The organism is Nocardia citri, assembly GCF_054065835.1.
Genome location: NZ_JBSUQM010000017.1, coordinates 28,585 through 52,387 on the forward strand (window position 1 = coordinate 28,585; position 23,803 = coordinate 52,387).

Sequence of the window (23,803 nt, forward strand, 5' to 3'; positions counted from 1 at the left end):
GTCACCTGCTGTCCAAGGTCGGCGGGCGCGAGGATTTCGGGTGTCGGTGCTGGTAGGGCGTAGTCGCGCCCCGCGCCGGAGTGGGGAATGAGTGGCTCAGGCACGCACGACCACCTCCTGCGCGACGGCCGTGTCCGCGGTCTTCGAATCGGCTGGCACACCGCGGAATCGACCGGCGATGCGCGGATCGAGCAGCGGATACAGCAGGTCCACCACCAGATTCACGGTGACGAAGACGGTCGAGGTGAGTAGCACGATGCCCTGCACTACCGGAATATCCTGGGCCAGTACGGACGTCTGGGTGAGACGACCCACGCCCTGACGGGCGAAAACGGTCTCCACTACCACGGATCCGACGAGCATATTGCCGACCAGCACACCGGCGATGGTGAAGGTCGCCATACTGGCCGGACGCAGTACATGTTTGCGCAGCACCCAGCCCCGTGAACCACCCTTCGCCAGTGCCACATCGACGAACGGTTGTCGCCAAGTCGTGGACAACCCTGCCGCGAGCACCTGCGCGAGGACCGCGCCGATCGGGATGGCGAGGGTGAGCGCGGGCAGCAGCGTGCCTGTGAATCCGTGTCCGCCGAAGGCCGGGGTGAGCCGCCAGTGGAACGAGAACAGTTGCAGCAGCAGCAGTCCGGTCCAGAAGGTCGGCACCGAAACCCCGAGAGAGGGCAGCGAGCTGAGGGTGTCGCGCAACCACGGGCGGCGGACATAGGTCGCCGCGAAGGCCAGACCCACCCCGCCGAGGACCGCGAAAAGCAGTGCCAGACCGGCCAATCCGAGGGTGTTGGGCAGTGCCGCACCCAGTGCGCTGGTCACCGGCTGGCCGGTGACGATGGAGTGGCCCAGGTCGCCGCTCAGCGCGTGGGTCAGCGCGGTCCAATATTGTTCCCAGAGCGGGCGGTCCAGTCCATATCGCGCCTGTAATTCGGCGATCGCGGCCTTGTCGATCGGGGTGCCCGCACCCGCGCCATCGGCCGCGATCGAGACCGGATCGGCGGGCAGTAGGTAGAGGACCACGAACGAAATGGTGAAGGCCGCCCACAGCACCCATATCGCCTGCAGGACCCGCACTATCACATATCGAGCCACGACTACCGCCCGCCGAGCCAGGTGTCGAAGAACTGCAGCCGGGCCGATGCCTCGAACTTCAGATCGTGCACGCGCTGTGCCGCACCGATGGCCTGCGATAGTTCGACCGTCGGAATCCACAGTCCCGCATCGAGTACCGCCTGTTGCGCGGTGCGGATCAATGCGGTGCGCGCGGCGGTATCCGAGGTGCTGAGCTGAGCGTCGAGGACTTCGTCCAGCGCCGGGATGCGGTCACGGGCATTGAGATTACGGCCGTCGACGCTGAAGGAAGTGCGCAGAATGTCACCGTCGGCGCGGGTAGTGTTGTAGTAGATGGTGTCGAAATCCTTGGCGTTCTGCCGAGCCGTGTACTCCGGGGTCGACACCAGATCCAGCTTCAGCTCGACACCCACCTGGCGCAGTTGCTGCTGCACCAGCTCCAGGATGGCTTGATTGCCCGCGAACACCTGACTGAACAGCACCGAAAAGGACAGGCGTTCACCATTTTTCGCGCGGACACCGTCCCCGCCCGGCGTCCAGCCCGCCTGGTCCAGGATGGTGCGTGCCTTGGCCGGGTCATAGCTCAGCCGGGCCGACAGATCCTGGTAGCCGGGCGTGGTGCTCGCCAATGTGCTGGTGGCGGGTTTGAACTGTGGGCCGAGAACGGTGTCCACCAGCTGTTTCCGGTCGATCGCCGGCAGCAGCGCCTGACGCACCGCAGTATCGCGCAGCGGCCCGCGAGTGACGTTGGTCTGGAAGCCGAATGGCACACCGGGATTGGCGGTGTTCAGCACCCGCCCGCTCGCGGCCTCGATCTGCGGTGCGTCCTGTGGCAGCGCATCGCTGACGGCGTCGAGTTGCCCGGAGATGAGACTGCCGGTGCGGACGCCGGATTCGGGGACGACCGTGAACTCGATCTTGTCCAGATACGCCTCGCCCTGATGGGCGAAGACCGCCGAACCCCAGGTATATCCCGCGCGTTTGGCCAGGGTCGCCGAGGCGTCCTGGCGCCAGGACGCATAGGTGAACGGACCGCTGCCGACATTGTCACCCAGGCAGCGCTGATCGGCGGGCTCGGCTGTGGTGGCATCGCCCTGAATGCCGAGCGCTGCGGTCGAGGATGCCTGCAGGAACTGGGCATTGGGCTTGCTGAATTCCACCCGTGCGGTCAGCTTGTCGACCGCGGTGGTGCCGGCATAGTTGGTGAGGTAACTAGCGCCGAGCGGTGACTTGGCCGCACCCAGTTTGATCACCGAATCGAAGGTGTTGCGCACCGAATCCGCGGTGAGTGGGGTGCCATCGCTGAAGGTGACGCCGTCGGCGAGGTGGAAGGTGAACACCTTCGCGTCGGCGGAGATCTCCCAGCTCTTGGCCAGCCACGGCTTGATCTCACCGGTCTTCGGATCCTGATCGGTCAGCGAATCCACGATCTGGCGGGTCACATACAGCGTCTGATTGGTGCCCGACTGCGCCGGATCCGAGCAGGTCGGCGCCTGCGAAAGGCCATAGCGCAGCGTGCCGCCCGGCTGCGGCGGACCCGCGTCGCCGCTATCGGTAGCCGAATCACTACCGCAGGCGGCCAGACTCGCGGCCGCGGTGACGGCAACGGCCGCGGCCACGATTCGGTGGCGAGGACGGATCACTGTGATACTCCAGATGTTTCGGTGCGGACGAGTTCGCCGCGGAAATCGATGTCGTAGTCGGTGGGACGAGCGGTGGTGCGACCGTTGGGGCCGGTGGCCAGTGGTCGGCTCGGAATGCGTCGGCGCAGCTCGGGTGCGACCTCGGCCTGGAAGAGTTCGAGGCTGCCGCGATATTGCGCTTCGGTGCGTCCGTCGCGTTCGGCGGACAGGTGGATCACCTCGTGCCCGAACGCCTCGTGCTGGCGCCCGACCTTGTCGATCACCTGCTCCGGGCTGCCGACCAGCGCCGAACTGCGCGCGACGAAATCGTCGAGCGTTTCGAAGACGATCGGCAGGCCGAGCTTGCGCGCCAATGCCAGTCGGGCCTCGAAGATCGGGCGGTATTCGTCGCGGGCCTGCTGTGAGGTGCGCGCCACATGAAATCCCGCGGTGCCCGCGCCGACCAGGGCCTCGGCCGGATCGTGCCCATAGTGCGCCCAGCGCTCCCGATAGTGGCGTACCAGTTCGGCATACGGCTCGATCGGATTGGTGACATTCGCCGAGAACAGCGGATCACCGTGGCGCGCGGCGAGTTCCACCGAATCGCGGCTGGTCGCGCTGCCGTGCCAGATGCGGATGCGCGGCTGCCAGGGCCGCGGCAGCGCCTTGGCTTCGACCAGTTCCGGCCGGAATCGGCCCGACCAGGTCACGGTGTCGCCGTCCCACAGCGCCCGGAACAGTTCGTAGCCTTCGCGATTACGATCCCACTGGTCCTCGGTGCTGACGTGGTACAGCTTCGCCTGGGCCGTGCCGTTGCCCTTGCCGATGATCAGTTCGAGACGGCCGCCGCAGAGATTGTCCAGCGTCGAATAGTCCTCGAACGCGCGCACCGGATCCAACAGACTCAGCGTGGTGACGGCGGTGAACAGACTGATCCGCGAGGTGAGCGCGGCGATATGGGACAGGATCACCGGTGGTGCGGCCGAGAGGAACGGATCCTCGTGCCGCTCACCGACGGCGAACCCGTCGTAGCCGAGTTCCTCGGCGACGCGGGCCTGGCCGATGACATCGAGCAATCGCGCCCTGGTCTCGGGCAGCCGACCGGTATTCGGATCCGGCACTCGGCTGACGAGGGTGAACAGCAGAAACTTCATGCGATCACGACTTCTTCGGTAGGCCGGGCGGATTGATCCGCGAACTCGGCACGGTCTCGGTCTTCAATCCCCACCGATCGATGACCTGCTGGTAGGTGCCGGTCTGGATGGCGTTGTTGATGGCCTTGTTGATGGGGCCGATCAGCCCGTTGTCCTTCTTGGTGAGCACACCGATCTCGCCCTGCAATGCGTCACCGGCGCCGGAGAAGGTCGCGACGATCTTGGTCTGATTCGCGGTGGTGCTGTGGTAGATCGCGGACGGATTCGGGCCGATGTAGCCGTCCAGACGCTGCGAGGCCAGCGCCAGGTAATAGTCGGTGACCTGCTGGAAGTAGGCGATATCGATCGGAGGCAGACCCTCGGCGATATTCTGCTCGTTCCACTTCACCAGCAGCTGCTCCTGATTGGTGCCGCTGCCGACGCCGATCCGCTTGCCCGCCAGACTCTTACGATCCTTGTACTCGAGCGTGCTCTGCTTCGGGATCTCCAGCGCGACGGTGTCGTTGCGGTAGGTGGCGAAGTCGTATTTCTCTTTGCGCTCCTCGGTCACGGTGACGTTGGAGATGAACACATCGGCCTCGCCGGAGTCGATCCGCACGAAGTTCTGCGACCAATCGGCCACCTGTGCGACGAGTTTCAACCCGAGGATATCGGCGACGAGCGAGGCGAAATCGACCTCGGACCCGACGATCGTCTTATCGTCGGTGGCGTAGAACCGCAGTGGCGGTGCGGCACCGCCCGACCCGGTGACCACCAGCGTGCCGCGGTCGCGAACGGCCTGCGGCAGTTCGGCGGCGATGGCATCGACCTTGGGCGCGTGGATCCGGCCGGACTGGCCGGGGGAGAGATCGAAGGTGATCGCACCGGCGGGCTGTGCGGAGTTTTCCGCGTCCGGATCAGTGCCGCAGCCGGTGGTCAGCAAGGCGACCGTGGCAGCCAGGCCGACCAGGGCAGAGAGCTTCATCGAATACCTGTTCATCGGGGAGCGCGCACCGCGCTCAACGGACTCGGGACAGAAATGCGCGGGTGCGCGGGTGTTGTGGGTTGTCGAGGACGGCGGCGGGCGGACCCTGTTCGACGACCACGCCGCCGTCGAGGAATACGACGGTGTCGGCGACCTCGCGGGCGAAACCGATTTCGTGGGTGACGATCACCAGTGCGGTGCCGCCGTCGGCGAGATCGCGGATCACATCGAGGACTTCGCCCACCAGCTCCGGATCCAGGGCCGAGGTCGGTTCGTCGAAGAGGATCACCGGGGGTCGCAGCGCCAACGCGCGCGCGATGGCCACGCGCTGCTGTTGTCCGCCGGACAGCCGCCGCGGATAGGCGTCGGTCAGTTCGCCGATACCGACCCGCGCGAGCAATTCCCGTGCCTCGGCCTCGATGTCCGCACGCGGGCGACGTTGCGCGGAAATCGGTGCGAGCGTGACATTGTCGAGCACCGTCAGATGCGGGAAGAGATTGAATTGTTGGAAGACGAAGCCGATATGCGAGCGCTGCATGCGCACCTCGCGGTCCGACAGCGCATGCAACTTATTGCGGCGCAGCCGATATCCGATCAGTTCACCGTCGATATGCACGGTCCCCGCATCCAGCGATTCCAGATGGTTGACCACCCGCAGCAGCGTCGACTTGCCGGAGCCGGACGGTCCGATCACGGTGACCACCTCACCGGCGCGCACGGTCAGGTCGATGCCGCGCAGTACCTGGGTGCTGCCGTAGGACTTTCGCACCCCGCGCACCTCGACCGCGGCGGCCCGATCCACCTCGACGGTGACCGGCGCGCTCACCGGGTCGCTCCGCGCGGCGCGGCGGAACCGATTTCGGCGATGTCGCGCAGCCTGCGCCACACCTGCTGCACCGGTGTCGGTGGCGGCGTGCGCTGCGCGCCCTTGGCGTAGTGACGTTCGATATAGAACTGCACCACCGACAGAATCGTGGTCAGCACGATGTACCAGACGGTGGCGACCATGAGCAGCGGGACCACTCGGCCATTGCGGCCGTAGATCACCTGGACCTGGTAGAAGAGTTCCGCGATCGCCATGACCGACACGATCGAGGTGCCCTTGAACAGGCTGATCACCTCATTGGTCGCATTCGGCAGGATCGAGCGCATGGCCTGCGGGACGATGACCGTGCGGAACTGGCGCACCCGTGGAATACCCAGTGCCGCCGCTGCTTCCAGCTGCCCGGGATCGACCGAGATATATCCGGCCCGGATGATCTCGGCCGCATAAGCCGCCTGATGCAATGCGAGTCCGATGACCGCCGCGGTGAATCCGCTGATCACCCCGTTCACCTCGAAGGTGAGAAAGGAAGGGCCGAACGGGATGCCGAGCGAAAGCGTGTGGTACAGGTAGGCGATATTGAACCAGAACAGCAGCTGCACGATCAGCGGAATCGAGCGGAAAGCCCAGATATAGACCCACGAGATCACCCGCAGCACCGGATTATTCGACAATCGGGCGATTGCCAGCGCCGTACCGATCAGGAATCCCAGTGCCGTACCCCACAGGGTCAGCTCCACGGTGACCTTCAGCGCCGACAGCACCGATTTCGCGGTGAAGTACTTGGCGAATGCCGGCCAATCCCATCCCGGATTGGTGGCCAGTCCGTGGATGAATTGCGCGAGCACCACGAGTGCGACGGCGCTGACCACCCAGCGCCACGGGTGCCAGGACCTCGCGATGGCCGGTGCTTCTGCGGTGTTTATCGTCGCGGGGGGTGCACCCGGTGCCGTGGCATCGGGCGGGTGGGCACCCGGTGTCGGAACATCCGATACCGGGGCATCGGTTGCGACGGACGCGCTCATGATTTCGTTTCCTCCATCGTTCCCGGCGGAAGCACCCGCACCCGATGACCGGGGGGTTGCTGCGACGTCGACGAGCCAGGTCTCTCGGTCGCTCTGGATGGTGTCCGACGCCGAGCGGGGTCGGTCAACGGGTCTAGCCGAAATATCATGCGAAGCAGGCGAAGTCCGGCACAAGGATACGAATCAGCGTGAGCGCAGACCTTGTCCGGATGGGCGTGAACAGGCACTATTGGCCCGGTCATGCAGTGCATAGCGGCATTTCGGGCCCGGTTTCCCCGGTGCTTTTCGTCCGGATTGCCCGCCGGTGCGATGCTGCGGCGATCGGCCGGGGCGTGTGGCGCGAACGTGTCCACGGCCGAAATAGACGCTGTTGCGAAGGTTTGCCGGAGTAGTCTCGGACCACGATTCGTGCCCGACGATGAGGAGGTTCGTCGTGACCCTGCTGCGCCGTCTGACCACGCTCACCGCCATCGCGACCGGTACGGCCGCGCTGACACTGGCCGCCCCGAGCGTCGCCGCCGCGGCTCCACTGCCCGCACCCGCCGCGAGTGCCCCGACCGCTCAGGCCGGGCCCGGTGATCTGTTCGCCGCTTACCGCGCCGTTGTCGAGGCGCTGCGCACCATCGGTGTCGAGCCGTTCCTGTATCCGGCGGTCGCGCCGTTCTGCTCCGATACCGGCGCATTCGGTCTTGTCCCGGCGATGGCTGGTGCCGTACCCGGACCGTGGCCCACAACCACCGTGGCCGTTCCCGGACTCGACCCGACCGCCGTCAAGGCGGGCCAAGTCATGTTCACCTTCGTGCCCTACGGCCTCGGCCCGGACGGCTCGAACGCTACGAGTATGAACCTCGCCTGGGTCAACTTGGCCAACGGCCGCAGCGGCATCACCGCCATGGGACCGATCTCCGATGTCGTGCGCACGATGGTGCCCGCCGAAATCCCGACCGCGATAAGACCACTCGCCGAACGCGCCATCCAGGACCTCTTCGCCGCCTTCCCGGTCGGCGGGGTACGCGCGGTTCCGGTGGACACCGGATCGGGCACGGTACTCGCCGCGGTCTTCGGGACCGTGGACAACGGCGGCAAGTCCTGCTTCTTCCTCCCCACGGTAGGACTCACCTCGGTGCGCTGAGGCTCGAGATCAGGTGGCACCGGCGGCGGGGTCTTCGGGCGAGGCCGCCATGGATTCCACCTGATCTTGATCAGCGGTTGAGGGCTAGGGGGCGGGATTTCCAGGTCAAGGTGTTGGTGCGGTGGGCACGGCGGGAGCGGGTCCAGAGGCGAAGGTAGGCGGCGATGGCGAGGGGGTGTGTCAGGGCTGCGAGGGGATCGGTGCGGGTTGCGGTGCCGCGTTCCAGGGAGCGAGCGAGCAGGCGGCTGGTGACCGCGGCGCAGTAGCCGATGAGACCGGCGGCGCGTAGGGAGCCTCGACCACCGATCGCGGCCAGTGGAGGCACCCAGTAGGCCAGCGCCGCGACAGCTCCCACTGCCACGCCGCCGATGGCCGAGCCACCGTAGGCGGACCACAGCCAGCGGGTGTAACCGGCTTCCAGTTCGGCCGCGTCACGGTACATCCGGGTACTCGCCGCGCGGCCTGCCGCGACCAGCGCGGTCCGGCGACCCGAACGACGCAGTGCGCGAGCGATATCCAGATCCTCGGTGGGGCTCGCGGCTACCGCGGCGTGACCGCCCACGACGTGGTAGGCGGCGGTGTCGAAGACCAGGAACTGGCCGCAGGCGACGGCAGTCGAGGGGCGGAGACTGCGATTGGCCGCCGCGATCGGCAGGCTCGCCGCCCACGACCAGCACAGCAGCGGCTGCACCAGCGCCTCGGCCGGTGATTCGGCCACCTGGTACGGCCACGGTGACAGCAATGCGGCCCGGCTGCGGCGCAATTCGACGGTCGCCGCGGCAATCGCATTCGGTGCCAGTCGCACATCGGCGTCGAGAAAGATCAGCACCGTGGCATCGGCCAACTCGGCGAGTCGCGCGCAGGCCGCGGCCTTCCCCATCCATCCGGGCGCGGGTTCGGCCTGCGAGCGGAATACCGCGAATCGCGCATCGCCCGCAATCGCTTCGAGCGCGGCCGCTTCGGTCCCATCCGACGACGCATCGTCGAGGATCAGCACCCGTAGTCGGGGCACACCCACCTGGCCGCGCAGATCATCGATCAACTCGGGCAGGCGCTGTGCCTCATCGCGCGCCGGGATACATACCGCCACCGGCTCGATCACCGTATGCGGTCCGGCCGACAACTCGCGCACCGTCGCGCGGTTGAATAACGCGGTCGCGCAACCCGACAGCGCGATACCCGCGCCCGTCCACGCGACGATCGCCGCGCCGGCGCGCAGGGTGCGCGTCAGCGGCGGATCAGCGAACGCCACAGATTGCTCAGGGAGAAGTTGGTTTCGGGTGCGCCGGGCGGCGCCGGGTTGCGGTTCATATAGGCGATGGCGGCGACAATCGCGGCGACAGCGAGGGTGATACCGCCGACGATGCCGGCCCAGCCGGCGAAGGAGCGGGTATTCGGATCCGCGTAGCTGACTTCGGCGCGCACCGTGGAGACATCGCCGGGCGGCAGTTTCCAGGAGACGGTGGAGTCGTCCTCGCGATTGCCGTTGGTCTTGGCGACACGGGCCGGGAACGCCACGGTGAACTGCACATCCGAGCCGTGCGGCGGCACGGATTTCAGATCGACCCGGCCATTGAGGCTGACCAGGTCGCCGGTGCGCTGGAACGATAGGTTGAACATGCCCTGGGTCTGATCGGAGAGCGCGCCGAGCTGGCCGACCTCGCCGAAGGACAGATCCTCGAAGAACACCTTGCTGCCCACATAGCCGTCCTGGCTGTAGGGCTCGACCCGCACCTTCGCGGCCAGCGAATCGGGGGCCTTCAGCTGCGGGCCCTTGTCATTGGCGTCCGCGGGCACCACCGCCGCCACGATCCGACCAGAGACCCGGTCATTGGACGACACGCCCATGGATACCTGCACCCGCAGGCAGCCCGCGAGCATGGGCACCAGCATCGCGGCCAGCAGTACTGCCGCGGCCACCCGCACTCCGGGCCGGGGCGAACGTGGCGGTAGAACCGGTGTGTCGGGTATCGCGGTGAGAGGACTCGGCTGCACGGCACACATCGTGCCAGGCGGTCACCCCGAATTGCCACGCGACGGGCGCAACGCGGGCCGACCGAGGTGTCGGACCGATGGTATCCGCACCGCTTCACCCTCGCCGGGCCGCGACCAACCGTATGAGCAGCGGCACGCCGAGCACTCCCAGCCCGACACACCCGTACCAGGCCGAATACGGCAGCCCGAGGAATACCGCGTGCGCGAGCGTCGAGCCGAACCAGGTCCACATGAACACCGCCACCGGCACGACCACGTCGGCCGAAATCGGGGATCCCGGCTCTCGCGACCGGCACTTCGGACTGGTCGCGTCAGATGTTCTCAACTTCAGCGCCGGGCTTTCCGCCGCCATGCCTGTGGTTGCCGCATCGGGTGCCGCCACCGTCGGCGCCGCAAACGTATTCGTACCCCGCGTCCGCACAGCGCGATCGAAGCCGGTCAGCAGCGACGCCATCACCAGCGCCACCGCGAACCACCCTACATAGTTGGTGTAAGGAATCTCGGTGAGTCCGGGCAGTCCCCGACCGGTGGCACACCACGTCCACTGCCCGTCGGCCACCATTTGCGGATCCAGGAACAGATCCCAACCGACGGCCCCGACCGCGGTCGAAACAACTCGCCCCAGCCATCGTCGAGTCGACAACCCGGCCACCAGCCACACCGGATACAGCCCGCCGGTCCAGGCCAGTGCGACCACCAACGGCACTCCTGCCACCGCGGGCCCCAGCCTGCCGGCGGCATAGTCGTAACAACCGAACGGGAAACCCGTTGTGGTGCCGATAATTTCGGCCAGCAGGCCGAGCCCGGAGACGATCACCAGGAATCCCAGGGCGTACCGCACCCCACGCGTCGTCACCGCGTGCACCAGTGCCGTCCCCGCCGAAAGCAGTACGACCGCGACGGTCACCCGGTCACGGGTGACGCCCGAGGTGAGCGGATAACCGATCTGCACCAGCATGAGCAGCGCCGCCGAGACAGCGGGTGCCAGAAATCGCGGCGTCCATCGCCAAGCGGCCACCGACCGCCGTCGGCTCGCCGGTATCGCGTCAGTACCGATGTCTGGTGCATCGGCGGACTCCGCTCGCCCGGTCCTCTTCCGGCCAGGGACGTCGGTCTGTGGCGTTGGTCCCTCGTGCGGCTCCGGCGCGGTGCGCTCCGTCATCGCCTGCGCAGCAGGGGGAACCGGTCGCGCCGCCGATCGCGCAGCACCAACTGCGCCGCACTGCGCCCGCTCGCTCCCGACACCCCACCACCCGGATGCGTCGACGCACCGGTGAGATACAACCCGGGCGCGCCGGGCACCCGCTGTCCGGACAACTCCGGCAGCGGCCGCCACAGCATCATCTGATCCAGCGACATCTCCACATGCATCACATTCCCGCCGCGCAAGCCGAGTTCGCGCTCGAGATCGACCGGCGTCTGTACATGCCGACGCAGCACGTTCGCCCCGAAACCCGGTGCGTAGGAGTCGACTTCGGCGATGATCCGATCGGCCTCCGACTCCGCGTGCGCGGCCCAGTCACTCCCGTCGGCAAGCTGGTAGGGATGCCACTGCGCCCACAGCGAGAGCTGATGCTCACCGGCCGGGGCGATACTCGGATCCAGCGCACTGAAACTCATGGCCAGCACAACCGGACGCGGGGGCAGATCACCGGCCAGCGCCGTACTGTGCGCCCGGCGCAGTTGCCGCCGATCCGAGACGAGAAACTGCAGACCATTGGCGGATTGGGCAGTCGAGCTACCGGGATATTGTGGCAGTGCGGAGCTCGCGAGCCGGACCACCATGCCGATTCCGGGTCCGACCCGGATCCGCCGCCGCCAGTCGTCGAGCACCGCACCGTCGAAGCCGCCGTCTCGCAGCAGATCCAGCGTGGTCAGCACATGGGTGCCCGCGATAACGGTGTCCGCGCGCAGATTTCGGCCCGACGCCGTACGCACCTGCCAGCCCGCACCGATCTGCCGCAACTCGGTGACCGCATCGCCCGCCGACACCACACCGCCGTCGGCGCGCAGTCGCGCGACCAACGCCGTCGTCAGCGCCCCGCTGCCACCCACCGCTCGTCCCGGCGGCAGCGTATGCATCAGCGCGGCGAATCCGACCATCGGCGCGGTTCCCGGTTCCGACATCGGCGGTCCGGACTGCGCACCGAACCAGGCCAGTGACGCCTTGAGTCGCTCGTCGTCGAAGTAGCTGTCCAGTAGGGCATCGCCGGTCTGCAGGAACTCCCGCGACAACGCACTGCCGCCGTCGCGCGCGTCGAGCCCCCAGAACGAGCGCAGCAGCCGACCCGGGGTCGGCGCACCGCCGAACGCGCGCATCACCCGCGCCGACCGTGGCCCCCAGCTGCCGACGAAGCGCCGATACGCCGCCGCGTCCCGCGCGCCGCAGACCTCCGCGATTGCGGCGCAGGTCCGATCGAGATCGCGATGGAATACGATCGGCGCACCGCCGTCGGGCCCCGTGGGCGTGAAACCCCATGGATCGCAATCGATATAGCGCAGCCCGAAGCGCGTCAGCTCCAGCTCCTCGATGATCCCGGTGTGGCGCACCATGATATGCGCCGACGATCCGCGATCGACCAGATGACCGGGGAAGCGTTCGACCGTCGACACCGCGCCGCCGAGCACCTCGTCGCGTTCGAGCACCTCGACCCGCTCGCCGGACCGCGCCAGATAGCAGGCGGCGACGAGCGCATTGTGGCCCGATCCGACGACGACAACCGTCACAACGGCAGCCGCCGGCCCAGGATCGCGAACGGCCTGGTGTCCCCGGCGAAAACGAAATCCCGGATCACATCGGTGAAGCCGAGTCGCCGATACAGCTTCCAGGCCCGGTTGGCCTCGCCACGCACCTCCGGTGTGGACAGCAGCACCGCGGTCTCGGTGCGATTCGCCAGCAGTCGCGTGAGCAGTTCGCCGCCGACGCCGCGACCCTGTGCCGACGGATGCACATGCAGCTCGGTCAGTTCGAAATAGTCCGAAAGCAGTTCGCGCGCAGAGTGTTCCGGCCAGCCCGAACGCCGCATCCCACTGTGCACCTGCTGCTGCCACCACTGGTGGCCGGCACCGCGATAGCCGTAGGCGATGGCCACGATCGGCGCGGTCCGCAGGTCGATCTGCCCGGAATCATCCGGGATGACGGCGGCGACGCCCTGCCAGCCGACACGGGTGGTGTGCTCGGTCCACATCGGCGCGCGATGGTGTTCGGTGCCGTGTGGATATTCCATTGCCGCGACGTACACCGCCAGCGCATCGTGCAGCCGGGAGCGCAGCGCCGCGATGGACAGGTCGATGACGACAGGTGCGTTGGCGGGGGTGTGTTTGGGCTTGACGGCTGTCATGGCTCTCGTCGGTCCGCGGAAAGTTGTCGGTGGGTGTCCCTATATTCAATCTCAATTCAAACGTTCGAATACCTGTTCGATCCGCGCGGTGCTGGGAACTCGGTACTCGCGCACAGGATAGGCCAGGTGAGCGACTCGGAGGGACGGCTGATGTCTGGTCGGATCGGATACCCGGGGCAACCCGGCAAGGCGGGCAAGCTGCTGCAGCGGGCGGACGGCTTGCTGATGCAGGCAGCGGGGGAACGCGACCCGCGCGAGCGTTTTCGAACCGCATATCTGGCCGCACTGCGCGGTGCCGGGGCCGTGCTCGCGTTTACCGGGGCGGACGCCGCGCCGCGGGCGCGCTCGCGCAATGCCTGGGTGCTGATGCAGCGCGCCGCGCCCGAATTCGTCATGTGGGCCGACTACTTCAGCGCTCGTTCGGAGATCCGGGCGGCGCTGGAGGCGGGGCTGGATCGCGATGTGGATGATCACCTGGCCGACGAGTTCTATTCGCGGGTGGGCGCATTCCTCCACGACGTGGAAGATCTGCTCAATGCCGGGGCTCGATTGCGTCCCGCCCCGGGCTGGTCCGGCGGCATGACCGCTTAGTTATCGGCGAGTAGGTGGTACGGCACTGATCGAACTCGTATCATTGGTGGCAGATAGCCGACCTTGGCTATCTGTCGCCTACCCGGAGGCGACAGCCACGTCCTAGTGCCGGGGGAGGTACCGTGCCACTCTCCGAGCACGAGCAGCGCATGCTCGAACAGATCGAGAGCGCGCTCTATGCTGAGGATCCGAAGTTCGCGTCGTCCGTCCGCGGCGGACGCCTTCGCTCGACCTCGAGTCGTCGCAGACTCCAGGCCGCGGCCCTGTTCGTCCTCGGCCTGTTTCTACTCGTCGCCGGCATAGCCGCTCCGGTGAAGCTCGGCGACTTTCCGATCATCAGCCTGATCGGATTCATCGTGATGTTCTCCGCTGGCGTGCTGTTGCTTCTCGGTGGTTCCAAGAGAATCGCCAAGGGCAGCCGGTCGGGCAATGCCCAATCCGGTGGCGCGAGTGGCGGATCGGGCGGACGTGGGCGACAGCGCAAGTCCGGTGGTTTCTCCGAGCGCATGGAGGATCGGTTCCGCCGCCGCTTCGATCAGGAATAGCGCGCCGTAGCCGACAACGACATATCGAAACGCGCCGCCGCACCGAACAGGTGCGGCGGCGCGTTCTCGTGGGTGAACCAACAGGCTGCTGGATGCGCGCCGGGCGCGGTTCCCACAACGCCCCACGATCCTCCCCCGCAACTTCCCACCATCCACCTCGGCGGTGCCCCTGTTACCCGCCGAAACCGTGGGAACCAGGGCGTTTGCTGACAGTTGTCGGGCGCTCGTATCGCCGTGCGGCGCGTGTCGCCAGAACACGGAAAAAGTTCTCCACCACCGTGATAGCTGGGATGACCTGCGTAATCGGTGACGCGGGGAGCCAGATCACCCCGAGTTTCGATTGAAAGTGGGGGAAAGTGGGGTAATGTGGAGCGCGCACAAGAGGAAGGGCATACATCCGAGGTGATCGTGCTCCCCGATAGACGGGGTTGATCCGGGAGGTAGCGAGTTGTTTCTCGGTACCTACACACCTCGGTTGGATGACAAGGGGCGACTGACGTTGCCTGCGAAGTTTCGAGACGATCTGGCGGGAGGGTTGATGGTCACGAAGGGTCAGGACCATAGCCTTGCCGTATATCCCAGGGAAGAGTTCACCGCACTCGCACGGCGAGCCGCGGCGGCGTCTCGAAGCAATCCGCAGGCGCGTGCGTTCGTCCGGGCACTCGCGGCCGGTACGGATGAACAGCGTCCGGACGCCCAGGGCCGGATCGTGTTGTCGGCCGATCATCGTCGCTACGCGAACCTTTCGCGGGATTGCGTGGTGATCGGATCGGTCGACTTCCTCGAGATATGGGATAAGCAGGCGTGGGAGTCCTACCTCGCCGAGCACGAGGAGGACTACGCGCAAGCGAGAGATGAGTCGCTGGGCGGAATCTTCTAGCCCTGAGCGAACGAGTGCCACGCGGTCTCTGCCCGGACGCGCGGACCCTGACGTACTTCCCCGACGCCAGGTGCCGAGGCTCCGGTCAGAGACCCCGCGGCATTCGTATTTTCGAAGTAGCTGTGCAACAAGGCGACCCCGCAGCGAGTGATCCCACTGGCACGGCTCGATGCGCGACGACGCGAGGCAGGATTCCGGGAGGTCGAGGTGAACCGTGAACAGGACGGTCCTCGCCATGTTCCGGTTCTGCTCCAGCGAGCCGATGCACTACTGGGCCCGACCCTCACCGGGCCCGGCGCGGTGTATGTCGATGCAACCCTGGGTTTGGGTGGACACGCCGAACACTTCCTGCGGACCTACCCGAATATCCATCTCGTCGGACTCGATCGCGATACCCATGCGCTGGCCTTGGCCGGTGCGCGTCTGGCGCCGTTCGCGGACCGAATCACCTTGGTACACATCCGATATGACGGAATCGCGGCCGCGCTGAAGCAGGCCGGATTGCCGACCATCGGTTCGGTGAGCGCGATTCTGATGGATCTCGGTGTGTCCTCGATGCAGCTCGACGAGGCCGAGCGCGGCTTCGCCTACTCCGTCGACGCGCCGCTGGACATGCGGATGGATCCGACCACCGGCATTACCGCCGCGGATGTGCTCAATACCTATAGCCACGGTGATCTGGCGCGTGTGCTGAAAACCTATGGCGAGGAACGCTTCGCGGGCAAGATCGCATCCGAGGTGGTGCGCCGTCGGCAGCAGCGGCCGTTTCGCACGAGTGCCGAATTGGTCGAATTGCTCTATGCCACAATCCCGGCCGCCACCAGGCGGACCGGCGGTCATCCGGCCAAGCGCACCTTCCAGGCGTTGCGGGTGGAGGTGAACGGCGAGCTCGACTCGCTGCGCGCCGCCCTGCCCGCCGCCCTCGACTCGCTGCGGGTCGGCGGCCGGATCGTGATCATGTCCTATCAGTCGCTCGAGGATCGGGTGGTCAAACAGGAGTTGACGCCGCGCACCACATCGCGGACACCGATCGACCTGCCGGTCGAATTGCCCGGTATGGGGCCGGAATTCAAGTTGCTGACCCGGGGCGCCGAGAAGGCAACCGAACAAGAGATCGAAGAGAACCCGAGGGCGGCGCCCGTGCGGATGCGCGCGGCGGAGAGAATTCAGGAGGGGACAGCATGAGTGTGCGCACGCGTACCGTCGAGGCGCCGGGCCGGATCGCCCGCCGGGTTCAGGCCGCCGAACGGGTGAAATCGGGTGCCGCACAACGGGCCTACACCAAGCGCCGGATGCGTGCCGAGCACTCGGGGGACCACCACGATCTGCCCCGGCAGCGCGCGTCGGGGATGGCAGCGCGAATTCCGTTCGTGGCGGCCATCATCGCGCTGCTCAGCTGCGGTCTCGCACTCACCCTGCTGCTCACCACCCGCTCGGCCGAGGACAGCTATCAGCTCGGCGACGCCAGGGTGACCAACCGTAAACTGGCCGACGAACGCGCGGCGCTGCAGCGTGAGGTGGAGGCCGCCGACTCCGCACCCGAACTCGCCGCCCGGGCCCGCGAACTCGGGATGATCCCGGCCAAGGATCCGGCCCGGTTGGTGATCGGACCGGATGGCGGGGTGACGGTGATCGGCAAACCGACGCCCGCGCAGGGCGCGCCCGTGCCGCCGCTGAACAGCTCGCCGGCCACCCCCACGCCCGCACCGACGGGCAATGCCCTGGCCCGTGGTGAACGACTGATACCGGTGACGACCACGCCGTCCGCGCCATCCAACCCGCCGAACACCGGACAGCCCGCGAACGCCGTTGCGGGACAGACGACTCCGATGCCGAGCCCGACACCCGCGAGTCCGGCGCCGACGCCGAGTCCGGTCGCGCAGGCTCCGCTGGAGACGCCGCAACCGGAAACTCCGCTCCCCGTACCTGCGCAAGCCCGAGTGCCGCAGCCCGAGACGACCCAACCAGCGCTCACCCCGGACGAGGGCGCCCGATGAGTATGCGGCAGGCCCGGCCCGCATCGCAGCAGCGCCGCGGGCCATCGGCAGCCAAGGCCGGCTCCGCCAGAGCCGCCGCAACGTCGGGGGCGGCAACCGCATCCAGACCGCGCACGGCCACCCCCGATCGTCCGCTGCGCCTGCGGCTCGGCGTCGGCAGGGTGATCATGCTGGTCGCACTGGCGGTCGTCGCGCTCCAATTGCTGTGGGTGCAAAGCATTTCCGCGCCCAGCCTGTCCGCGCAGGCGGCTAAGCAGCGCAAGATGACAGAGCTTGATCCGGCTACCCGCGGTGCGATCGCCGACCGGTACGGCAAACTGCTGGCGTTCACTGTCGCTGCCAAGAAGCTCAGCTTCCAGCCTGTGCAGGTTCGAAAGCAACTGACCGAGGCGCGCGAGAAGAACTCCTCTGCTCCGGACCCCGATGACCGGCTGAAGGCCATCGCCACGTTCATCCATGAGAAGCTCGGCGACGCCACGCCGGAGAAAGACCTGCTGGCCAAGCTGCGCAGCGACGACCCGTTCGTGTACCTGGCCTACAATGTGGATCCGCTGGCGGCGACCGCGATCCAAACGAAGTTCCCGGAGGTTGCCGCGGAGCGCCAGGATCTGCGCGACTATCCGGGTGGCTCGCTGGCGGCCAATGTACTCGGCACCACCGGCTGGGATGGACACGGCCAGATGGGGCTCGAATCGTCGCTGGACTCGCTGCTGGCGGGTACCGACGGCTCGCAGACCTACGACCGCGGCTCCGACGGTGCGGTCATTCCGGGCAGCTGGCGCGATAAGCAGCCCGCGGTGAACGGCTACTCCGTCCAACTGACCCTGGACTCGGATCTGCAGTATTACGTGCAGCAGCAGGTGCAGCAGGCCAAGGAGATGTCCGGTGCGAACGCGGCCTCGGCCGTGGTGCTGGATGCGAAGACCGGCCAGGTTCTGGCGATGTCGAACGACAACACCTTCAACCCCGCACTGGGACCGCAGTACTGGGGTAATGCCGAAATGCAGAACCCCTCGGTGCAGGATCCGTTCGAACCCGGTTCGGTCAACAAGATCGTGACCGCGGCCGCCGCCATCGAATACGGCTTGACCAATCCCGATGAGGTGTTGCAGGTACCCGGCGAGATCCGGCTGTCCGGTGTCACCGTGCATGACGCCTGGGAGCACAGCACCATGCCGTATACGACGACTGGCATCTTCGGCAAGTCCTCCAATGTCGGTACGCTGATGCTGGCGCAGCGGGTCGGTGAGGACCGATTCGCGGATATGGTCAACCGCTTCGGCCTCGGCCAGCGCACGGGCGTCGGGCTGCCCGGCGAGAGTCCCGGCCAGGTGCCCGCCCGCGACCAGTGGTCCGGCGGTACCTTCGCCAACCTGCCCATCGGACAGGGCCTTTCGATGACGACTCTGCAGATGACCGGGATGTACCAGGCCATTGCCAATGGCGGCGTGCGGATCCCGCCGCGCATCGTCAAGGCCGAGACCGCACCGGACGGCACCCGCACCGAGGAGCCGCAGCCCGACGGTGTGCGCGTGGTGAGCGAACAGACCGCGGCCACGCTGCGCACGATGTTCCAGGCGGTCGTGCAGCGCGATCCGATGGGTGTGCAGATGGGCACCGGTGCGTCCGCGGCGATCGATGGCTATCAGGTGGCGGGCAAGACCGGCACCGCGCAGAAGGTCGACCCGAGTTGCGGCTGCTATTCGACTTCGTCGTTCTACATCACCTTCGCCGGTATGGCTCCCGCGGACAACCCGCGCTACGTCATCGGTCTGATGCTCGACGCGCCGATCCGCAGCTCCGACGGCAGCGGTGGCGGATCGGTGGCACCGCTGTTCCACAACATCGCTTCCTGGGCGCTGCAGCGCGATCGGATCCCGCCGTCAGCCGAACCGTCGCGACGATTCGTTCTGCAGGCTTCATAAGATTGGAGCCGCATTGCCCGGTCGTGAGCCGACGTCGGTAACCTGACTCGACGTTCCCGCGCTTCCTATTGATCCACCCAGTTCCGTCCATGCCGATTCCCGAGAGGAGCCCTGTGCCCGCGCAGTCCAGCCAGCACGTACTCCGGCCGACCCAGCCGCGGTCGACGTCGTTGTCCACCGTGCTGGCCATGACCGGTGCCGGCTCGTCCCGAGCCGACCTCGCGCAGATCCAGGTCACCGGCATCGAGCAGCGCTCGCATGCGGTGCAGCCGGGTGATCTGTTCGCCGCACTGCCGGGCGCGCAGGCGCACGGCGCCCGATTCGCGCGCGACGCCGTCGAACGGGGTGCCGTCGCGGTCTTCACCGATCCGGCGGGTGCCGAACTGGTGGGAGAGCTCGATGTGCCGGTGTTGGTGCGTGAGCAGCCCAGGTCGGTGCTCGGTGAGCTCTCCGGCGCGCTCTACGGCAATCCGTCCGAGCGGCTGCGCATCGTCGGCATCACCGGCACCTCGGGCAAGACGACCACCGCGTATCTGGTGGAGGCCGGGCTGGCCGCCGCCGGCCGGTCTACGGCGCTGATCGGCACCATCGAGACCAGGATCGGCGGTCGCCGAGTGCCGAGCGCATTGACCACGCCCGAGGCGCCGCAGTTGCACGCCATGTTCGCACTGATGGTCGAGCAAGGCGTGGACGCGGTCGTGATGGAGGTTTCCAGCCACGCGCTGGCGCTGGGCCGGGTGGACGGCGTGCGCTTCGCCGTTGGCGCGTTCACCAACCTCTCCCAGGACCACCTGGACTTCCACGCCGACTTCGAGGATTACTTCGCCGCCAAGCGCAGGCTTTTCGAAGCCGAATCGCCGATCGCCGCACACACGTCGGTCATCTGCGTCGATGACGAGTGGGGCCAGCGCCTCGCCGCCGATCTCGCGGATCCGATCACGGTATCCACCACCGGTTCCGGCACCTGGCAGCTGACCGGCGCGGTATCCGCGCACGGCGGTGAGCAGGAATTCACCGCCGCCGGACCGGAGGCGAATGTCGATGTGCGCCTGCGGCTTCCGGGGCGCTACAACATCGCCAACGGACTGCTGGCGGTCGCGGTCTGCACCGCGGCCGGAGTGGATCCCGCTGTCGCCGCACCCGCACTGGCGACCGTCGACGTGCCGGGGCGGATGCAGCGGGTCGAGCGCGGACAGGACTTCCTGGCCATCGTCGACTACGCACACAAGCCCGCGGCGGTCGAGTCGGTGATCGCCACGCTGCGCGGTCATCTGGCGGCGGGAGCGACAGGCCCGGAAGCGGTAGCGGAGCGTGACTACGGAAGGCACCGCGAGCAACGCGAATCCGCGGCCGATACCGGTGGTCGGCTGGCCGTGGTCGTGGGCGCGGGCGGCGACCGGGACGCGGGTAAGCGACCGCTGATGGGTGCGGCCGGTGCGCGCGGCGCTGATCTGTTGATCATTACCGATGACAATCCGCGCAGCGAGGATCCGGCGGCGATCCGCGCCGCGCTGCGCCGCGGCGCGCTGGCGGTGCCGGCGGCCGAACGCGGCGAGGTGCGCGAAATCGGAGACCGGGCCGCGGCCATCGCCGCCGCCGTCGACTGGGCTCGTCCGGGTGACGTGGTGCTGGTGGCGGGTAAGGGACATGAGGCAGGGCAGGAGATCCAGGGTGTGAAGCATCCATTCGACGACCGCGAGGTGCTCGCGGTGGCGTTGGAGCGACGGGAGCGGGGCCCGCAGGACGACAACACCGCCGCGGGAGCGACGGGCCCGGACGCGGTAGCGAAGCGTGACCACGTGGGGCCCCGCGAGCGCGGCCGATCCAATACTGAGCAGAGTCCGCAGGGGTCGGACGCGGAGGACTTGACGGTTTCATGATCGAGATGACACTGCGGGAGATCGCGGAGGTCGTCGGCGGCACGCTGCACGACGCCCCCGACCCGGAGGTGACGGTAACGGGTTCGGTCGAATTCGATTCGCGCCGAATCGGTTCCGGGGATCTTTTCCTGGCGCTGCCCGGCGAGCACGCCGACGGCCACGACTATGCGAAGGCCGCTGTCGACGCCGGTGCGGTCGCGGTGCTCGCGGCCCGCCCGGTAGGCGTACCCGCGATCGTGGTAGTGCCCAGCCCCGGCACCGTGCCCCCGAAATCCGTTGCGCTGGCCGGTGATTCGGATGGATCGGGTGCAGCGGTACTGGCCGCGCTCGCTACGCTCGCCCGAGTGAGCGTCGAACGTCTTTCCGCGGCAGGCGGACTCACCGTGATCGGGGTGACCGGTTCCTCGGGCAAGACCTCGACCAAGGATCTGCTGGCGGCCGTGCTCACACCGCTCGGTCCGGTCGTCGCACCGCCCGGTTCGTTCAACAACGAACTCGGTCATCCGTGGACCGCGCTGCGCGCCGATGCCGACACCCGCTTCCTGGTGCTGGAACTGTCCGCGCGCGGTCCGGGGCATATCGCCGCGCTCGCGCAGGTCGCGCCGCCGAAGATCGGCGTCGTGCTCAATGTCGGCACCGCCCATCTCGGTGAGTTCGGCAGTCGCGAAGCGATCGCGCAGACCAAGGGCGAACTCGTCGAGGCACTGCCGCCGACGGGGCTGGCGGTACTCAATGCCGACGATCCGCAGGTGGCCGCCATGGCCGCACGGACGCGGGCTCGCGTGGTGACGGTAGGCCAGGCGGGCAATGCCGAAATCCGCGCCACCGATGTACATCTCGACGGCGAGGCACGCGCGGGTTTCACCCTGCACACGAGTAAGGGCAGCATCCCGGTGCGGCTCGCCGTGCACGGCGAACACCAGGTCGGCAACGCGCTGTCCGCCGCCGCAGTCGCGCTCGAATGCGGTGCGGACCTCGACACCATCGCGCAGGCACTCGGCGGCGCGCATGCCGCATCGGCCCGCCGCATGGATGTGCGGACCACCGCCGACGGCATCACCGTCGTCAACGACTCCTACAACGCCAATCCGGATTCGGTGCGCGCCGCGCTCAAGGCCCTGGTGACCATGTCACGTACGGCCGACACCCCGCGCCGCAGCTGGGCCGTACTCGGCGAAATGGGTGAACTGGGCGAGGAATCCGTCATCGAACACGACCGGATCGGCCGCCTCGCGGTGCGCCTGGATGTCTCCAGGCTGATCGTGGTCGGCACCGGAAGGCCATCCCACGCGATGCACCAGGGTGCGGTGATGGAAGGCTCGTGGGGCGAGGAGTCGATCCTCGTGCCCGATATCGGCGCGGCCATCGCGCTGCTCGACGACGAGGTCGAGCCGGGCGATGTGGTGCTGGTCAAGGCGTCCAAGGCGGTCGGACTGTGGGCGGTCGCCGAACATTTGACCGGCGCGGAACGTGCGGGAACCAGGGGTAGCACGGAGGCGCTTGGAGTGAGTGAGCGAACCATGGATGCAGCGGCTTCCTGCCGAACGGTGGAGCCGAGCGTCAGCGAGGCGGAATCGTGAGTGAGCGGAGCGAGCGAACCATGGATGCAGCGGCTTCCTGCCGAACGGTGGAGCCGAGCGTCAGCGAGGCGGAATCGTGAGTGAGCGGAGCGAGCGAACCATGGATGCAGCGGCTTCCTGCCGAACGATGGAGCCGAGCGTCAGCGAGGCGGAATCGTGAGGCAGATTCTGTTCGCGGCAGGGATCGCGTTGGCGGTCTCCATCCTGCTGACGCCGCTGTTGATACGGATCTTCGCCAGGCAGGGTTTCGGCCAGGAGATCCGGGTCGATGGTCCGGCCAGTCATCAGGCCAAGCGCGGCACCCCGACCATGGGTGGTGTGGCCATCCTGGTCGGCATGTGGGCCGGCTACCTCGGCTCACATCTGATCGGCATCGGCTACGACGCCGACGGGCCGTCGGCCTCGGGCCTTCTGGTGCTCGGGCTGACCACCGCACTCGGTGTGGTCGGCTTCCTCGACGACTTCATCAAACTGCGTAAGCAGCGCAATCTGGGGCTGTCGGCCGCTGGCAAGTACATCGGTCAGCTCAGCGCCGCGGTCCTTTTCGGGATCCTCGCATTGCAGTTCCGTGGCGGCAACGGGTTGACGCCGGCCAGTAAGCACCTGTCCTACGTCCGCGATATCACCACGGTGTCGATGGGCGTGATCATCTTCCTGTGCTGGGTCTGTCTGCTGGTTGTGGCCTGGTCGAATGCGGTGAACCTGACCGACGGCCTGGACGGTCTGGCCGCGGGTTCGATGAGTCTGGTGCTCGGTGCCTACGTGATCATCACGTTCTGGCAGTACCGCAATGCCTGCGCGACGATTCCGGAAGCCGGCTGCTACAACGTGCGCGATCCGCTGGACCTGGCGCTGGTCTGCGCCTCGGCCGGCGCCGCGTGCGTGGGCTTCCTGTGGTGGAATGCCGCGCCCGCCAAGATCTTCATGGGCGATACCGGTTCGCTGGCCCTGGGCGGCATGCTCGCGGGTCTGTCCATCACGACCCGCACCGAACTGCTGATGGTCGTGATCGGCGCGCTGTTCGTCGCCGAAACCGCCTCGGTAGTGCTGCAGGTCGCGGTGTACCGCACAACCCGCAACCGGCTATTCAAGATGGCGCCGTTCCACCATCACTTCGAACTCAGCAAGTGGGCCGAGACTACGGTGATTATTCGGTTCTGGCTGCTGGCGGCCATGGCGTCGGCGGTCGGACTCGGCCTGTTCTACAGCGAATATCTCTCAGCGGTCGGGTGAAGTAGCGATGGTCGAACATTCTCCGCGGGTCCTGCG

General features: G+C 67.2%; 21 protein-coding genes and 1 riboswitch. Of the genes, 10 read left to right on the plus strand and 11 right to left on the minus strand.

The annotated features are described in order from the left end of the window. Positions 1-96: 96 nt before the first annotated feature. The 6 genes from ACW2Q0_RS21600 to ACW2Q0_RS21625 are packed head-to-tail and all read right to left on the minus strand — an operon-like array spanning position 97 to position 6,668. Positions 97-1,101 (minus strand): ABC transporter permease, encoded by a 1,005-nt coding sequence (locus ACW2Q0_RS21600; protein WP_457192704.1) that lies wholly within the window; start codon positions 1,099-1,101, stop codon positions 97-99. A gap of 2 nt (positions 1,102-1,103) precedes the next feature. Continuing rightward, positions 1,104-2,723: an ABC transporter substrate-binding protein gene (locus ACW2Q0_RS21605; RefSeq protein WP_457192705.1), complete on the minus strand. Its 1,620-nt coding sequence runs from the start codon at positions 2,721-2,723 to the stop codon at positions 1,104-1,106. Beyond that, positions 2,720-3,856, minus strand: coding sequence for an LLM class flavin-dependent oxidoreductase (locus ACW2Q0_RS21610; protein ID WP_457192706.1), 1,137 nt, complete (start codon positions 3,854-3,856; stop codon positions 2,720-2,722). The genes ACW2Q0_RS21605 and ACW2Q0_RS21610 overlap by 4 nt, the downstream gene beginning before the upstream one ends. Before the next feature lie 4 nt (positions 3,857-3,860). Beyond that, complete coding sequence (locus ACW2Q0_RS21615) at positions 3,861-4,835, minus strand: ABC transporter substrate-binding protein (RefSeq protein ID WP_457192707.1); 975 nt, start codon at positions 4,833-4,835, stop codon at positions 3,861-3,863. Positions 4,836-4,854: 19 nt separating this feature from the next. After that, on the minus strand, positions 4,855-5,646 hold the full coding sequence (locus tag ACW2Q0_RS21620) for an amino acid ABC transporter ATP-binding protein (protein WP_457192708.1): 792 nt from the start codon (positions 5,644-5,646) through the stop codon (positions 4,855-4,857). Then, entirely contained in the window at positions 5,643-6,668 is a 1,026-nt protein-coding gene (locus ACW2Q0_RS21625) for an amino acid ABC transporter permease (RefSeq protein ID WP_457192709.1), read from the minus strand. The genes ACW2Q0_RS21620 and ACW2Q0_RS21625 overlap by 4 nt, the downstream gene beginning before the upstream one ends. A gap of 10 nt (positions 6,669-6,678) precedes the next feature. Continuing rightward, positions 6,679-6,772, minus strand: a riboswitch (SAM riboswitch). Positions 6,773-7,101: 329 nt separating this feature from the next. On the opposite strand from ACW2Q0_RS21625, the gene ACW2Q0_RS21630 reads away from it, so the two are divergent. Further along, positions 7,102-7,800: a hypothetical protein gene (locus tag ACW2Q0_RS21630; RefSeq protein WP_457192710.1), complete on the plus strand. Its 699-nt coding sequence runs from the start codon at positions 7,102-7,104 to the stop codon at positions 7,798-7,800. Positions 7,801-7,870: 70 nt separating this feature from the next. On the opposite strand, the gene ACW2Q0_RS21635 is transcribed toward ACW2Q0_RS21630, so the two are convergent. The 5 genes from ACW2Q0_RS21635 to ACW2Q0_RS21655 all read right to left on the minus strand — a co-directional run bounded on the left by ACW2Q0_RS21635 (position 7,871) and on the right by ACW2Q0_RS21655 (position 13,136). Next, positions 7,871-9,019, minus strand: coding sequence for a glycosyltransferase (locus ACW2Q0_RS21635; RefSeq protein WP_457192782.1), 1,149 nt, complete (start codon positions 9,017-9,019; stop codon positions 7,871-7,873). An 8-nt stretch (positions 9,020-9,027) separates the two neighbouring features. Beyond that, positions 9,028-9,804 carry an LppM family (lipo)protein gene (locus tag ACW2Q0_RS21640; protein WP_457192711.1) on the minus strand — a complete coding sequence of 259 codons (777 nt, stop codon included), beginning with the start codon at positions 9,802-9,804 and terminating at the stop codon, positions 9,028-9,030. An 85-nt stretch (positions 9,805-9,889) separates the two neighbouring features. Continuing rightward, entirely contained in the window at positions 9,890-10,813 is a 924-nt protein-coding gene (locus ACW2Q0_RS21645; RefSeq protein WP_457192712.1) for a carotenoid biosynthesis protein, read from the minus strand. A 140-nt stretch (positions 10,814-10,953) separates the two neighbouring features. Continuing rightward, complete coding sequence (locus ACW2Q0_RS21650) at positions 10,954-12,522, minus strand: phytoene desaturase family protein (protein WP_457192713.1); 1,569 nt, start codon at positions 12,520-12,522, stop codon at positions 10,954-10,956. Beyond that, positions 12,519-13,136: a GNAT family N-acetyltransferase gene (locus ACW2Q0_RS21655; protein ID WP_457192714.1), complete on the minus strand. Its 618-nt coding sequence runs from the start codon at positions 13,134-13,136 to the stop codon at positions 12,519-12,521. The genes ACW2Q0_RS21650 and ACW2Q0_RS21655 overlap by 4 nt, the downstream gene beginning before the upstream one ends. A 150-nt stretch (positions 13,137-13,286) precedes the next feature. Here ACW2Q0_RS21655 and ACW2Q0_RS21660 point away from each other — a divergent pair, with 150 nt between their 5' ends. The 9 genes from ACW2Q0_RS21660 (at position 13,287) to mraY (ending at position 23,767) form a co-directional block, all read left to right on the plus strand. After that, positions 13,287-13,727: an SAV_6107 family HEPN domain-containing protein gene (locus ACW2Q0_RS21660; protein ID WP_457192783.1), complete on the plus strand. Its 441-nt coding sequence runs from the start codon at positions 13,287-13,289 to the stop codon at positions 13,725-13,727. Between the two features lie 122 nt (positions 13,728-13,849). Beyond that, positions 13,850-14,272, plus strand: coding sequence for a DUF3040 domain-containing protein (locus ACW2Q0_RS21665; protein WP_457192715.1), 423 nt, complete (start codon positions 13,850-13,852; stop codon positions 14,270-14,272). Between the two features lie 448 nt (positions 14,273-14,720). Then, positions 14,721-15,152 (plus strand): division/cell wall cluster transcriptional repressor MraZ, encoded by a 432-nt coding sequence (mraZ, locus tag ACW2Q0_RS21670; RefSeq protein WP_433598612.1) that lies wholly within the window; start codon positions 14,721-14,723, stop codon positions 15,150-15,152. Positions 15,153-15,359: 207 nt separating this feature from the next. After that, positions 15,360-16,337: a 16S rRNA (cytosine(1402)-N(4))-methyltransferase RsmH gene (gene rsmH / locus ACW2Q0_RS21675; RefSeq protein ID WP_457192716.1), complete on the plus strand. Its 978-nt coding sequence runs from the start codon at positions 15,360-15,362 to the stop codon at positions 16,335-16,337. Beyond that, positions 16,334-17,149 (plus strand): hypothetical protein, encoded by an 816-nt coding sequence (locus tag ACW2Q0_RS21680; protein WP_457192717.1) that lies wholly within the window; start codon positions 16,334-16,336, stop codon positions 17,147-17,149. Before rsmH ends, ACW2Q0_RS21680 begins: the two co-directional genes overlap by 4 nt. A gap of 2 nt (positions 17,150-17,151) precedes the next feature. Next, positions 17,152-19,074 carry a peptidoglycan D,D-transpeptidase FtsI family protein gene (locus tag ACW2Q0_RS21685; RefSeq protein ID WP_457192784.1) on the plus strand — a complete coding sequence of 641 codons (1,923 nt, stop codon included), beginning with the start codon at positions 17,152-17,154 and terminating at the stop codon, positions 19,072-19,074. 89 nt (positions 19,075-19,163) lie between these two features. Next, entirely contained in the window at positions 19,164-20,954 is a 1,791-nt protein-coding gene (locus tag ACW2Q0_RS21690; protein ID WP_457192718.1) for a Mur ligase family protein, read from the plus strand. Further along, positions 20,951-22,534, plus strand: a complete 1,584-nt coding sequence (locus tag ACW2Q0_RS21695) for a UDP-N-acetylmuramoyl-tripeptide--D-alanyl-D-alanine ligase (RefSeq protein ID WP_457192719.1) — start codon at positions 20,951-20,953, stop codon at positions 22,532-22,534. Before ACW2Q0_RS21690 ends, ACW2Q0_RS21695 begins: the two co-directional genes overlap by 4 nt. Before the next feature lie 156 nt (positions 22,535-22,690). Next, the gene (gene mraY, locus ACW2Q0_RS21700; RefSeq protein WP_457192720.1) at positions 22,691-23,767 is read left to right on the plus strand and encodes a phospho-N-acetylmuramoyl-pentapeptide-transferase; all 1,077 of its coding nucleotides are present in this window, start codon (positions 22,691-22,693) and stop codon (positions 23,765-23,767) included. Positions 23,768-23,803 lie beyond the last annotated feature (36 nt).

Excerpts from the sequence above, each read along its gene's own strand:
- ACW2Q0_RS21610 (WP_457192706.1), bottom strand. The coding sequence starts at position 3,856 with ATGAAGTTTCTGCTGTTCACCCTCGTCAGCCGAGTGCCGGATCCGAAT.
- ACW2Q0_RS21615 (WP_457192707.1), bottom strand. The coding sequence starts at position 4,835 with ATGAACAGGTATTCGATGAAGCTCTCTGCCCTGGTCGGCCTGGCTGCC.
- ACW2Q0_RS21625 (WP_457192709.1), bottom strand. The coding sequence starts at position 6,668 with ATGAGCGCGTCCGTCGCAACCGATGCCCCGGTATCGGATGTTCCGACA.
- ACW2Q0_RS21640 (WP_457192711.1), bottom strand. The coding sequence starts at position 9,804 with ATGTGTGCCGTGCAGCCGAGTCCTCTCACCGCGATACCCGACACACCG.
- ACW2Q0_RS21655 (WP_457192714.1), bottom strand. The coding sequence starts at position 13,136 with ATGACAGCCGTCAAGCCCAAACACACCCCCGCCAACGCACCTGTCGTC.
- ACW2Q0_RS21660 (WP_457192783.1), top strand. The coding sequence starts at position 13,287 with ATGTCTGGTCGGATCGGATACCCGGGGCAACCCGGCAAGGCGGGCAAG.
- ACW2Q0_RS21680 (WP_457192717.1), top strand. The coding sequence starts at position 16,334 with ATGAGTGTGCGCACGCGTACCGTCGAGGCGCCGGGCCGGATCGCCCGC.
- ACW2Q0_RS21685 (WP_457192784.1), top strand. The coding sequence starts at position 17,152 with ATGCGGCAGGCCCGGCCCGCATCGCAGCAGCGCCGCGGGCCATCGGCA.
- ACW2Q0_RS21690 (WP_457192718.1), top strand. The coding sequence starts at position 19,164 with ATGCCGATTCCCGAGAGGAGCCCTGTGCCCGCGCAGTCCAGCCAGCAC.
- ACW2Q0_RS21695 (WP_457192719.1), top strand. The coding sequence starts at position 20,951 with ATGATCGAGATGACACTGCGGGAGATCGCGGAGGTCGTCGGCGGCACG.